The organism is Nocardia sp. 2TAF39 (genome assembly GCF_052114905.1).
In the GTDB taxonomy this organism is placed as follows: Bacteria; Actinomycetota; Actinomycetes; order Mycobacteriales; family Mycobacteriaceae; genus Nocardia.
On the sequence record NZ_JBFRFQ010000034.1, the window covers coordinates 21,535 to 34,177 of the forward strand.

A 12,643-nucleotide genomic window follows, 5' to 3' on the forward strand; every position below is an offset into this window, starting at 1 on the left:
TGGTTGCCCCGCAGCTCGGTGATCGAAACCATTCGGTCTGGCGAGGAACCATTGACTCCGTTCTATCGTCGAACTCCATAAGGCCCGAAAGTCGGCGCCGCGAGAACGAATTGGGAAGTAGCGATGACTCGAGAGCAGCTCGGCTTGCGCCGAACAGGTCGGTGGATCGTGCTCGGCCTGGTGCTGTTCGCTTTCGCCGTCTCCGGGATCGCAGGCGTTCGCTGGTGGGAGGAACGATCGAACGGCCAGGCCATTGCCGGCGAGCGCCGCACCGAGTTCCCGGCCCTCGATCGCGCGGCGCTCGATCCGAAACAGGCCAGCATTGTCGCGGTGGCCGAGCGCGAGTTCGGCAGTCCGGGCGCGGGCACGAAATATGCCGAGGGGATCGACGAGGCGTGGTGCGCTGACTTCGTCAGCTGGGTGATGCGCGAGGCGGGCACGCCGCTGGTCAATCCCAACTCGGGCGCATGGCGGATCCCCGGCGTGGACACGCTGCAGGAGTACTACGAAGGCGAGGGCCGGTTCGCCCCGATCGGGTCCGGCTACCGCCCGCGCACCGGTGACGTGCTGCTGTACCGGGAATCCAGTCCGTTCGGCCAGCACACGAACATCGTGTTGCGGGCTGACGTCGGCGAGGTGACAACGATCGGCGGCAACGAATTCGGCGACGTCCGCATCCACCGATTCACGCTGACCGACGTGCCCGGTGTGGTCGGGTTCGGGCGACTGTGACGACCGTTGCTGCTCAGATGGCCCGATATGCGCGTGAATCCGCCTGGCGGATAGTCCTACGATGTAATCGGCGGCGCCCGGCAGCGCCGTCGCCGGTCCCCGCCCTGCCTCCCCCTCATCGGCAGGACGGGGATCTCTAGCTGAGACACGTCCGGATTCGACGCCGTATCGGGCGCAGTCGGGCTCTGTCCGCCATCAGCCTGCGCCGGGCCGAGCGAAGGCGAGGCAGCCGCATATCGGGCGCAGTCGGGCTCTGTCCGCCATCAGCCTGCGCCGGGCCGAGCGAAGGCGAGGCAGCCGCATATCTGTCGCGTACCGTGTCGGTTGTCCATCGAACGGTGAGGGGTTTCGGAACTATTGATGCAGCCGACCGACGAATCGAGTAGTGAGCCGGCCTGGATCGACTATGCCGAGTTCGGCGAGCGTTTCGTCAGGCATGCCGTGACCGCTGCCCGAATCGAGGCCGCGGTGTCCGGCATGACAGGCCGTGGCATGGCGATCGGTCCGGTCTCGATCGGTCCGGCCGGACTCGCCGGTTTCGTCGCTGAGGGCAAGGTGGGCGCACCGGTCGTCCTGCACAGTGGACCGCACTTGACGTTCGAGGTCACCATTCCCGTGTCGCTCGTAGTGAAGGTGCTGATCGGCGGCAAGAAGCTGCGGCTGGAGGCCAGGGTCGAGATCGATCTGACGCTGGACGCCCACACTGCCGATCCGCTGCTCATCGTCATCGATATTCCGCCGATCACCCAGCGCGATATCAGCTTCGTGCTGCGCGCCCAGGCAGTGGAGTCGGCCTGGGAGTGGCTGCTCGACCCGATCGCGGGCGTGGTGCAGCGCGAGGTCGCGTCCCGGGTCAACGCCATGCTTGCCGATCCGCATACGCGTCGCGGCCTGGTCTTCGATGTCGAAGCCATGGTCGGCGGAACCCGGTCGCAGCATCGGGACAAGGCCGAGTTCGACTGGATCGGCTACGACGAGTTCGGCGACCGGTTTTTCTCGCGCGTCGTGACGAGGGACCGCGTGTTCGAGGTGGTGGAGCGGCTGGCGGGGCGGCCCATCGAGGTCGGGCCGATGTCGACCGGCCCGCGCGACGCCGCAACGGTGATGGTCCGCGGATCCGTCCGGGTGCCGCGGCTGGTGGACCGATCGGCGGAACTGGTGGCGTTCGATCTGACGCTTCCGGTGAGTCTGGACATCACCGTCGACGTGCTGAAGGCCAACCACTACCGCGCCGACGTCGAGGTGCCGCTGGTGCTGACCGCACGGGCCGCCGACCCGCTGCTGCTCGTGATCGACGTGCCACGGCCGGACCTCGTCGACATTCGGATGGAGTTCACGGCGCACGGCATGCGCGCGGCCGCCCTCGGTGCGCTGGCGGGTATCAAGAAGCAGGTCGTGGCGCAGGTAGCCAGGGTGGTCGGTAAGGAACTCGCCGATCCTGCGGGCCGAACCATCGATGTCGCCGCGCGTATCGACGGTGTGGCCTAGCGGCTGTGGCGAATGTGAACTGTGTGTCCTGTGGGTCTAGCGGTTCCAATGTGAATATGGTGAAATGAGTCCACGTTCGAGGCTCCCGGCGCACATCGGATAGGGGAAGGTGCGCCGGGCACGCTGCCATCCATGTCGGGTTGCGCGAAGGAGTCCACGATGCGTTCCAATTCGGTGTCCCGGCGCGAGCTTTTCGCTTACGCGGCCGCGGCGGCCGCGCTCGGTGTGACCGCGGCGGCAACCCCGGCTTCCGCTACCAGAACCTCGCACGGCACCTTGATCGATTACGCGGGCGGTGTTCCCTCCGCCGCGGCGATCAAGGACGCGGGCCACCTCGGCGTGATCCGCTACGTCTCCGATCGCAGGCCTGGCGCCGAGTGGATGGCGGGTAAGCCGCTGCGCGCCAGTGAGGTCGAGCAGCTGAACGGGGCGGGTCTGAAGATCGTCTCCTGCTACCAGTTCGGCAAAGGGCCGACCGCGGACTGGCGCGGTGGACTGGAGGCGGGGAAGAGGCACGCGGAGCGCGGGCTCGAGTTGCACCGTGCGGCGGGCGGCCCGGATGACGTGCCGATCTACGCGTCCATCGATGACAACCCGTCGCCGGTCGACTTCGCCACCATGATCGCGCCATATCTTCTGGGCTGGCAGTCCGTGCTCGGCCAAGAGAACACCGGCGTCTACGCGAACGCGCCGACCATCGGGCTCGCTACCGCGGCGGGACTGTGTTCCTGGTACTGGCAGCATGATTGGGGCACGCCGACAGGTTTCGTGCACCCCGCGGCGCACCTGCACCAATGCGAAATCGACAAGCGGTCCATCGACGGGGTAGCCATCGACCTGAACAACGTGCTCGCCGCCGAGTACGGACAGTGGTGAGCTGTGTTTGTTGGCCGCGCGGGCGCGGCGGGTTCGCGGCCCCCTGGTGGCTCGTGTCCGAGCGGCCGACGCTGGCGACTTCGTCGCGGACGCATCGGCCGCTCGGACACGAGCCGGGCCGCGAACGGGGAATGCTAGGTCTCGCTGCGCTCGGAAGCGGGAGTTGAGCCGGCAGGGGGTTGCGTCAGGCGGCCGATGTGGAGTGTTCGCGGTCGTTCGTCAGATGCGAGCAGCAGGGTGATCGGCTCACCCCGACGGTGCGCTAGGTTTGGCAGTGGCTGGCCGGTGTCACGCGTAGGTCGGGCTCGTCGTCCGGGACGACCCGCAGCGTCGGACGGCTGTCCGGCGCCTCGTGGTCACCGAGCCAGGAGAACAGCGACCACCGGGACAGACCGGAGAACGCCGAACCGAGGCTGGTGAACGAGAACGACGAGATCGCCGACCCGAACGACCCGACAGAGCCGATCGACAGAATCGAGCCGACGCTGCCGATGGATAGGATCGAGTACGCCGAGCCGATCGACAGGATGGAACCCTCCGAGCGGATCGACAGAATCGAGCGGTGCGAACGCCTGCTCCGAATCGAGTGACCTGGCTGTGTCGAACGATCAATGGTCGCCATAGTTAGGGGTGTACCACAGTCTTCGTAGACTCATGCGACATCGCGGCAGACCCTTTTTCCTTATACGACGAAGAAACCGAGCGTCGGCAGGAACGAGCAGGTCCGCGGGTCGGCGTCGTCGGCCTTGGTGGTCAGTGAGCCGCCGATGACCGCGACGACGCGGCCCGAGCCGGTGTCGGCGATCGCGGACAGCGTGGCCGGGCCGCCCGGGTTGATCTTGGCGTCGTCGGTCAGCGGCAGGGTACCGCCCTGGCGGGTGTCCAGGTTCAGCCACTGCACCGTCATGGGCGGGTTCTGTACCGGTGTCGGCGACTTGGTGCCGAGCGCGGTGAACACGAATCCGGTCTGACCGGCCTTCGGTCCCGGTGGCGGCAGGGTGGCCGGGCCGGGCACGGCCAGCGCGGTACCGACCGAGTCGGCGGTCGGGCCGATGCAGCCCTTGCCGATGGTCGGGTACAGGAACTGCGCGATTGTCGGACCGTCCTTCGGCACTTCGGGGCCACCGCCGCCGCTGCCGTCGAGGAAGGTGATGATCCGCTCGAGCGTCGACTTGATCTGCGGCGGCAGATTCAGCGTGGCGAGCAGCCTGCGCGCCTGGTCCAGAATCGCCGACTGCGGGCCGGCGATATCGGCGGGACCAGCGATGGAGCCCACGATGGCGGGGGCGAGCGCGGCCAGCACATCCACCGGAACGCCCTCGGGGACCATTGGAACGCTATTCGTAGTCGCCGCGGATGCGGGCGCGGGGACCGCGACTGCGGTCGTCGGCGCGGCGAGCGTGGCACTCGCCGCGATGGCGAGTGCGGACAATGCGATCCGCGATCCTCGGGTGCGAAGCACTGGTCTAGCCGTCCTTACCTCGGGTACATCTGGGTCCGATTGCTAAAAGCCATCGTTTCGGGGGTCACTCTAGGGACATCACGGCTGTGTGTACAGCTGGGTGCCCGAAAGGCGCTGTGGACGATCAGTGTTAGCAGAAAGTTAGCGCACCGAGGAGTTGCCCGTGTGAAAGTTGATGCAAATGTTATCAATGGTTCGGGGGTGGAACGGATGATGTGCGCTGCGGTTAATCTAATCGTGCCGTCCGCCCTGTCGCCGGACCCCGGAACTCCGGGCGTGCCGAACCGACGCACCGCACCCTAGCCGAAAGCCAGCGCTTTGAATCGTCACCTTCGATGGGCTGTGTCGGTGCTCGGACTTTCCGTGCTGGCGCGGTTGCTCTGGATGTTGCTGTCCGAGAACGGAATGAACCTCGTCGACCTGCACGTCTACGTCGGCGGATCGGCCGCGCTGCTGACCGATCACCTCTACGACTTCACCTATGCGGAGAAGACCCCGGACTTCCCGCTGCCGTTCACCTACCCGCCGTTCGCGGCGCTGGTGTTCTTTCCGCTGCACTATCTGCCATTCACCGTGGTCGCGGTGGCGTGGCTGCTGGCCATCGCCGCAGCGCTGTATGCGGTTGTGCACATCAGTTTCGAGCTCATGCTCGGCACGGAGGCGCTGCACACGCCGCAGTGGCGGGCGGCGACGGTCGCGTGGACCGCGGTGGGTATGTGGCTGGAACCCGTGCGGACCACGATCGACTACGGACAGGTCAATGTGTTCCTGGTGCTCGGAGGAATGCTCGCGGTGCGCAGTTCGCGGTGGTGGATCTCCGGCGGGCTGGTCGGCATCGTCGCCGGGATCAAGCTGACACCCGCGATCACCGGGCTGTATTTCGTCGCGCGGCGGCGCTGGACGACCGTGCTCACCTCGGCGCTGGTTTTCGGTGCGACGGTGGGCGTGAGCTTCTTGATCGCGCCCAACGAAGCGCGGCAGTACTTCGGAACGCTGCTCGGGGACGCCGACCGGATCGGGCCGGTGGGCTCGGTGTGGAATCAGTCACTGCGCGGCGCGCTGAGCCGGATCCTCGGCGACGACGTGGAATCCGGACCGTGGTGGATCGCGGCGGTGCTGGTGGTCGCGGCGCTGGCGTTTCTGGCATGGCGCGCGCTCGGACCCGACGACCGGCTCGGCACGCTGATCGTGGTGCAGCTGTTCGGGCTGATGGTTTCGCCCATCTCGTGGTCCCACCACTGGGTGTGGCTGCTGCCGACGGTGCTGTGGCTGGTCTACGGGCCGCTGCGTGCCGCGCCCTGCGCGCGGATCATGGCGGGATACTGGCTGGTGACCATGCTCGTCGGCGTGCCGTGGGTGCTGTCGTTCTTCCAGGATTCGATCTGGACCATCTCGCGTCCTGGCGTGCTCGCCTGGCTCGGCGCCGTCGACGTGCTCGGTGTCGTGGTGTTCTATCTGTGGGTGATCCGGTCGGGGCGCCAGCGGTCAGGCAAGGAGGAGGGGGCGCGCGTGACCGTCGAGGGCGCCGCACGCGGCGCATAGACATAGCCCAATGCGGTCAGCCGGCGTGAGCTTCAGGGGCCGCGAAAACATTCGGGTCAGCTCAACGTAACATCCCGGCTCAACCCCCGTTTCCGCGCGTAGCGAGACCGAGCATTGCCCGTTCGCGGCCCGGACACGAGCCACTGGGCCGCGAACCCGCCGTGCCCGCGCGGCCGAAAACACAGCTCAGCCGGATCGCGCCACAAGACGATCGATCTCGCGAGCCAGCGCGACGTCCAGGGCGGTGAGCCCGCCCGCCGAGTGGGTGGACAGCGTGAAGGTGACCTTGCGCCAACGGATATCGATGTCCGGGTGGTGGTTCGCCTCCTCGGCAACCTCGGCGACCTGCCGCACCAGCTCGATGCCCGCCGGAAAAGTGGGCGCCTTGACGGTGCGGGTGAGGCTGTCTCCCGATCGAGCCCAGCCCGTCAGCTCGGTGAGCGCGTCGGCGATTTCGATGTCGGAGAGCAGTGTCTGCTGCGCCATATCTCCTTACTACCCGCTTCCGACCGCATCGAAAAGGGCAACCGGATGTGGTCAGGCGGCGCGGGCCTGCTTGAGTGCCTTCTTCAGATCTTTACCGCAGATACCAGCGGCTTCGCACTTCTTCATACGCATGATGACGACCGGGCACTTCAAGCAGCGCGTCTTCTTGCGACAGCACTTCTTCTTCGGTTTCAGGCTCGAAACCTTCTTGGCTTTGACCTTGCCCACGGCAGTTAGCTTACCCTAAGTACAAAGCCTGAAACGCAGCGGGAACCGGGCTGCCGGTAGGGTGGAGCCGGCCGCAATGCCCGGTGAGTTTCGATTCTCCACCTGTTTGCAGGGGTCGGCCGGCACCAACACCTAACAGCAGGAGGATTCAGGCGTGTCGTCTGCACGCGATTTTCGCAACGTCGCCATCGTGGCCCACGTCGACCACGGCAAGACGACCCTGGTCGACGCCATGCTGCGCCAGTCCGGCGCCTTCGCCGAGCGGGCCGAGCCCGTCGATCGTGTGATGGACTCCGGCGACCTGGAACGCGAGAAGGGCATCACCATTCTCGCCAAGAACACGGCGGTGCACCGCCACCACCAGGACGGCTCGGTCACCGTGATCAACGTGATCGACACCCCGGGCCACGCCGACTTCGGTGGTGAGGTGGAGCGCGGCCTGTCCATGGTCGACGGCGTCGTGCTCCTGGTCGACGCGTCCGAAGGGCCGCTGCCACAGACCCGGTTCGTGTTGCGCAAGGCGCTGGCCGCGTCGTTGCCGGTGATCTTGGTCGTGAACAAGACCGACCGTCCCGATGCCCGCATCGAGGAGGTCGTCGAAGAGAGCCACGACCTGCTGCTCGACCTGGCCTCCGATCTGGACGACGCCGCCGCCGAGGCCGCCGAGCTCGCGCTCGACCTGCCGGTGCTGTACGCGTCGGGCCGTGAGGGCAAGGCGTCCAAGGAGCGCCCGGAGAACGGCAACGCGCCGGACGCGGAGAACCTCGACGCGTTGTTCGACGTGCTGCTGGAGAACATCCCGGCGCCGAAGGGCGATCCGGCCGCGCCGCTGCAGGCACACGTCACCAACCTGGATGCCTCCGCGTTTCTCGGCCGCCTCGCGCTGGTCCGCATCCACAACGGCGAGCTGCGCAAAGGCCAGAATGTCGCGTGGATGCACGCGGATGGCGTCAAGCAGGTGAAGATCACCGAGTTGCTGCAGACCGTCGGCGTGGAGCGGCAGCCAGGCGAGGTCGCGGTGGCAGGCGACATCGTCGCCATCGCGGGGATCCCCGACATCATGATCGGTGACACCCTCGCGGACATCGACGAGCCCGCCGCGCTGCCGCGCATCACGGTCGACGAGCCCGCCATCTCGGTCACCATCGGCACCAATACCTCGCCGCTGGTCGGCAGGGTGCAGGGCCACAAGCTGACCGCGCGCATGGTGAAGGCACGGCTGGACCAGGAATTGGTCGGCAACGTGTCGCTGCGCGTGCTCGACATCGGTCGACCGGATGCCTGGGAGGTGCAGGGCCGCGGCGAACTGGCGCTGGCCATCCTGGTCGAGACCATGCGCCGCGAGGGCTTCGAGCTGACTGTCGGCAAGCCGCAGGTGGTCACCAAGCAGGTCGACGGCAAGGTGCACGAGCCGTACGAAGAGCTGACCATCGACTGCCCCGACGAGTACCTCGGCGCCATCACCCAGTTGCTCGCCGCGCGCAAGGGCAAGATGGTGCAGATGAGCAACCACGCCGCGGGCTGGGTTCGGATGGAGTTCATCGTCCCCTCGCGCGGTCTGATCGGCTTCCGTACCGACTTCCTCACCGAGACCCGAGGCACCGGCATCGCCAACGCGGTCTCGCACGGCTACGCGCCGTGGGCCGGTGAGATCCGGGCCAGGCACACCGGCTCGCTGGTTTCCGACCGCGCGGGCTCGGTGACTCCGTTCGCCATGATCCAGCTGGCCGACCGCGGCCAGTTCTTCGTCGAGCCGGGCGCGGACACCTACGAGGGCATGGTCGTCGGGATCAACCCACGCGCCGAGGATCTCGACATCAACGTCACCCGCGAGAAGAAGCTGACCAACATGCGCAGCTCCACCGCCGACGTGATGGAGACCCTGGCCAAGCCGCTGCAGCTGGATCTGGAAGGCGCGATGGAGTTCTGCGCCGCCGACGAATGCGTGGAGGTCACCCCGGAGGTGGTCCGGGTGCGCAAGGTGATCCTCGGCCAGAACGAGCGCGCGCGGGAAACGTCTCGGCGCAAGGCGAGAGATCGCGCGGCGCTGTAATTGCTTGTCGCATAAGGAATCCGGCGTCATTGTGAGGCGCCGGATCTTCCTGCCCGAATCACGGATGGGGGCAGGGCGGGGATCACGAGGATCCGCGGTTGGCGAGCCCTCGTCTCGGACGGTCTCGAATCCATCGTATGGATTGCGGGTCGGAATTTGTTGCGCTCCGAGAATCCTCATCGTACGTTGCCGAAAAGGTGATGGACAGAATGATCCGATGGCGGCGGTCGAAACATCAGGAATAGATGGTCCGGTCCATGACATGCAAATACGAATGAGTCGGTTGGTAACACAATCCAGGAGGGTTTCAGATGCTCCGGGTCATGGGCATGAATCTGAAATATGCTGCGCGATAACTTTCGATGAATGCAGTCGAGCCCGGTGTATGCGCAGTCAGAATTTGCTTTCGCAAAAATTTGTCGGAGGTTCTCATCCGTGATCGGAAATCGAATTCCCGATGTCGACCGCAGTATGCTGCCTTCAGGATGAAAGATCTTCGTTTGCATTGTGCGACGACCGGTTGATGTGGTGGCATGTTCCAACAAGGAAATGCTGTGCTCACGCAGGGGATCCGATCGCGACAAGGCCGCGATGACGATCACCGAGGAGGTCGACCTGTGCGAGTATGCATACTTTCTCTCCAGTTCGGCAAATCTGGACGTACTCGCTCGATGCTGAATATCATCGCGTGGCCTGGTATGTGCGCGCGCCGCTCCACCATTGCTCCTTGGTTCCCGCGAATCTATGGGTGTCGAATAACGTATGAGGCACTGGATAGTAAGCCGAAAATTTGCCCGAGGATTAAGGTGCAATAGTTGCCGGGCGGAACCCGGTCTGCGGTGAGTGCGCTGTTCGGCAAAGGATATATATCGGACCGGTATCGCGGTTCCGTCGGCTGCGAAGCCGTGATTCTGCGCGTGGACTCGAACGTGCGGTAGAGTTCCCGAGCGTGAAAGTGGGCGCAGGAAAACGCACAGCGTGGCGCACGTTGTTGCCGACCGTGGCAGTGCTGATGCTGATCAGCAGCTGCGCGGCGAACCCCCCGCCGCCCATCGAGAGCACCGACAGCCCGAAGACCACGCCGGTGAAACCCGCGGAGACGACGGTGGTCGTCGCCCTGGACACCATCGGAACAGCCTTCAATCCGCATCTGCGGTCCGACCAGTCGGCCGCCACCTCGGCGATCGCCTCGCTGGTACTGCCGAGCCCGTTCCGGCCGGTCCCCAGTCCGACCACGCCGGGGACGACGGCGTGGGTGCCGGACTCGTCTTTGCTGGCTTCCGCCGATGTCACCGCGCAGGAACCGTTCACGATCACCTATCGGCTGCGCAACGAAGCGTCCTGGTCCGACGGGGCGCCGATCGCGGCCGAGGACTTCCGATATCTGTGGCAGGAGATGATCTCGGAACCGGGGGTCGTCGATCCGGCGGCCTATCGGCTCATCTCGGATGTGAACTCGTCGGCTGGTGGCAAGACGGTGACCGTCGTGATGTCGCAACCATATCCAGGCTGGCGCGAGCTGTTCACAGATCTGCTGCCCTCGCATCTGTTGAAGGATGCTCCGGGTGGGTTCGCCCGTGGGATGAACGGCCAGGTGAGCGGCGTTCGAGTGTCCGGAGGGCCGTTCGGGATCCGAACCGCCGACCCCGGACGGGACGAGATGCTGCTGGAGCGCAACGACCGCTTCTGGGGCACCCCGGCCATGCCCGGCCAGATTCTGCTGCGCCGCGGCGGCACGACCGCTCAGCTGGCGGGCTCGCTCCGCACCGGCGATGTCCAGATGGCGCTGGTCCACGGCGGCGTGGCGACTCGAGCTCAACTCGGTGCGATTCCGTCGGTGCGGACCGCCATCATGCCGCAGTCGCGGGTCCTGCAACTGGTGCTCAACGGACGCAGAGGTGAGCTCGGCGATCCGCGGGTCCGGACCGGGGTGCTCGCGTTGCTGGACCCCGCGCTGCTGGCGGCGGTCGGTGCGCAGACCGGTAACTGGGTGGAACCGGCCCGCGCCCAGGTGCTCGCACCGTCCGACCCCGGGTACGTCCCGACCGCTCCGCCGAGGCCGTCCGCGGACGAGGCCTTCGCTTTGCTCGCTGCCGCGGGTTTCGGGCGGGCGCCGGAGCCGCCACCGGTGATGTCGCCGACCTCGCCCGCCCCGCAGCCGAGAACGATCGGCAAGGACGGCAAGCCGCTCTCGGTGCGGATCGGCGCCGCCGACAAGGACGCCACCGCGCTCGCGGTGGCCAATACCGCCGCCGACCAATTGCGTAGCGCCGGAATCGATGCGACGGTGCGCAGTGTCGCCGCCGACGAGTTGTACGGCAAGGAATTGATCGATGGCACGGTCGACGCGATCGTCGGCTGGGAAGTCGCCGGTTCCGATCCGGCGACCGTCCTGGCCTCCCGCTACGGCTGTCCACCGCCCGCGCTGCCGGAACTCACCGGTATCGCGCAGGCCATCGCCGAGGCCGCCGCGCGAGCGCCGAGCAACCTCTCCGGTGTGTGCGATCCGACCCTGCAGCCCGCGTTCGACGAAGCGCTGCGCGGTGTCGAGGTGGGCCGGGTGCTCGCCGATGCCGAGCCCAAGCTGTGGGCCATGGCCACGGTACTGCCGATCGTGCAGGACAACGCCGTCGCGGTGTCCGGGCCGCGGGTGGACGGCGCCTCGCTCAGCGGCGCCATCCAGGTCGGCATCTTCGGCGACGCCTCGATGTGGCGCAGAATTCCATGACCGCCGCGGCGACGGGCGGGCTACTGCTGGTGCACGCCCACCCGGACGACGAATCCATCACCACCGGAGGCACGATCGCGCACTATCGCCGCCATGGTGTGCCGGTCACCGTCGTGACCTGCACCCTCGGTGAAGAGGGCGAAGTGATCGGTGACGAGTGGGTGCAGCTGGCCGCCGAGCACGCCGATCAGCTCGGCGGATATCGGATCCTGGAGCTGAGCCGTGCGCTGTCCGCCCTGCACGCTGCGCCCCCGCGGTTCCTCGGCGGTGCAGGGCGCTGGCGCGATTCCGGCATGGCAGGCACCGCCGCAGCGAACAAACCGAGAGTGTTCGTGCGGTCCGGCGACGAGGCGGTGCGGGCCCTCACGGAGGTGGTGCTGGAAGTGCGGCCGCGGGTGGTGGTCGGCTACGACCCGAACGGCGGCTACGGCCACCCCGACCACATTCGGGCCCATGAGATCACCACGGCCGCCGTGCTCGCCGCGGCGGACGCGGGCTGGAACACCCCGAAGTTCTACTGGACCGTCACCGACGCCGACATCCTGCGCCTGCACACCGCCGCGCTGGCCAAGCGCACGGTCGACGGGTTGCCCGGCGGCCTGCCGCCTGGTTGGCGGCTGCCCGCGGACGGGGAACTCGCGAGCGTGCCGAGCCACACCGTGACCACGACGATCGATGTCTCCGATGTGCTTGCGGCCAAACGCGCCGCGCTGCGGGCGCACGCCACCCAGGTCGCCGTCGCGCCGTCCGGGCGCGAGTTCGCACTGTCCAACCAGGTCGCTCAGCCGGTGCTGCCCGAAGAGCATTTCATCCTCGTGCGCGGCCGGCGTGGTCCGGTCGGGCCCGACAGTCGTGAGCACGACCTGTTCGCGGGCTTGGACTGACCGAATTCCGCCGAGTGAGTGGCGTGAGTTCCACCTTCTCTCCGGATAATCCACCTAGCTTTCTGAAGCACCGCTGACCTGCGCGGGATTCGCACTTTGCGGGTTGCTGTCGCGGCGGACCCACGCGACGGGTACCGTTCCCGTGATCTCGCGATATCGATGTG

General features: G+C 66.7%; 11 protein-coding genes. 7 read left to right on the forward strand and 4 right to left on the reverse strand.

Annotation, left to right across the window (positions count from 1 at the left end; all coding sequences use genetic code 11):
* Window positions 1–123: 123 nt before the first annotated feature.
* The 3 genes from AB4Z47_RS20475 to AB4Z47_RS20485 all read left to right on the forward strand — a co-directional run bounded on the left by AB4Z47_RS20475 (window position 124) and on the right by AB4Z47_RS20485 (window position 3,096).
* Entirely contained in the window at window positions 124–732 is a 609-nt protein-coding gene (locus tag AB4Z47_RS20475; RefSeq protein WP_441952912.1) for a CHAP domain-containing protein, read from the forward strand.
* Window positions 733–1,092: 360 nt separating this feature from the next.
* Complete coding sequence (locus AB4Z47_RS20480; protein WP_441952913.1) at window positions 1,093–2,220, forward strand: hypothetical protein; 1,128 nt, start codon at window positions 1,093–1,095, stop codon at window positions 2,218–2,220.
* Between the two features lie 159 nt (window positions 2,221–2,379).
* Window positions 2,380–3,096 (forward strand): DUF1906 domain-containing protein, encoded by a 717-nt coding sequence (locus tag AB4Z47_RS20485; protein WP_441952914.1) that lies wholly within the window; start codon window positions 2,380–2,382, stop codon window positions 3,094–3,096.
* Between the two features lie 262 nt (window positions 3,097–3,358).
* On the opposite strand, the gene AB4Z47_RS20490 is transcribed toward AB4Z47_RS20485, so the two are convergent.
* Both AB4Z47_RS20490 and AB4Z47_RS20495 read right to left on the reverse strand, forming a co-directional pair.
* Window positions 3,359–3,718: a hypothetical protein gene (locus AB4Z47_RS20490; protein ID WP_441952915.1), complete on the reverse strand. Its 360-nt coding sequence runs from the start codon at window positions 3,716–3,718 to the stop codon at window positions 3,359–3,361.
* A gap of 60 nt (window positions 3,719–3,778) precedes the next feature.
* Window positions 3,779–4,558 carry an Rv1157c family protein gene (locus AB4Z47_RS20495; RefSeq protein ID WP_441952916.1) on the reverse strand — a complete coding sequence of 260 codons (780 nt, stop codon included), beginning with the start codon at window positions 4,556–4,558 and terminating at the stop codon, window positions 3,779–3,781.
* A gap of 318 nt (window positions 4,559–4,876) precedes the next feature.
* Between AB4Z47_RS20495 and AB4Z47_RS20500 the strand changes: the two genes are divergently transcribed.
* A complete protein-coding gene (locus AB4Z47_RS20500) occupies window positions 4,877–6,100 on the forward strand; it encodes a mannosyltransferase (protein WP_441952917.1) in 1,224 nt (407 codons plus the stop codon).
* Between the two features lie 186 nt (window positions 6,101–6,286).
* Here the strand turns inward: AB4Z47_RS20500 and AB4Z47_RS20505 are convergent, their stop codons facing one another.
* Together AB4Z47_RS20505 and AB4Z47_RS20510 are read right to left on the reverse strand one after the other, a co-directional pair.
* A complete protein-coding gene (locus AB4Z47_RS20505; protein ID WP_441952918.1) occupies window positions 6,287–6,586 on the reverse strand; it encodes a 4a-hydroxytetrahydrobiopterin dehydratase in 300 nt (99 codons plus the stop codon).
* A 51-nt stretch (window positions 6,587–6,637) separates the two neighbouring features.
* Complete coding sequence (locus AB4Z47_RS20510) at window positions 6,638–6,814, reverse strand: hypothetical protein (protein WP_169811008.1); 177 nt, start codon at window positions 6,812–6,814, stop codon at window positions 6,638–6,640.
* Between the two features lie 154 nt (window positions 6,815–6,968).
* Between AB4Z47_RS20510 and typA the strand changes: the two genes are divergently transcribed.
* The 3 genes from typA (at window position 6,969) to mshB (ending at window position 12,479) form a co-directional block, all read left to right on the forward strand.
* Window positions 6,969–8,867 (forward strand): translational GTPase TypA, encoded by a 1,899-nt coding sequence (gene typA, locus AB4Z47_RS20515; RefSeq protein WP_441952919.1) that lies wholly within the window; start codon window positions 6,969–6,971, stop codon window positions 8,865–8,867.
* Between the two features lie 1,012 nt (window positions 8,868–9,879).
* Window positions 9,880–11,595 carry an ABC transporter family substrate-binding protein gene (locus AB4Z47_RS20520; RefSeq protein ID WP_441952957.1) on the forward strand — a complete coding sequence of 572 codons (1,716 nt, stop codon included), beginning with the start codon at window positions 9,880–9,882 and terminating at the stop codon, window positions 11,593–11,595.
* On the forward strand, window positions 11,592–12,479 hold the full coding sequence (gene mshB, locus AB4Z47_RS20525; RefSeq protein ID WP_441952920.1) for an N-acetyl-1-D-myo-inositol-2-amino-2-deoxy-alpha-D-glucopyranoside deacetylase: 888 nt from the start codon (window positions 11,592–11,594) through the stop codon (window positions 12,477–12,479). Before AB4Z47_RS20520 ends, mshB begins: the two co-directional genes overlap by 4 nt.
* Window positions 12,480–12,643 lie beyond the last annotated feature (164 nt).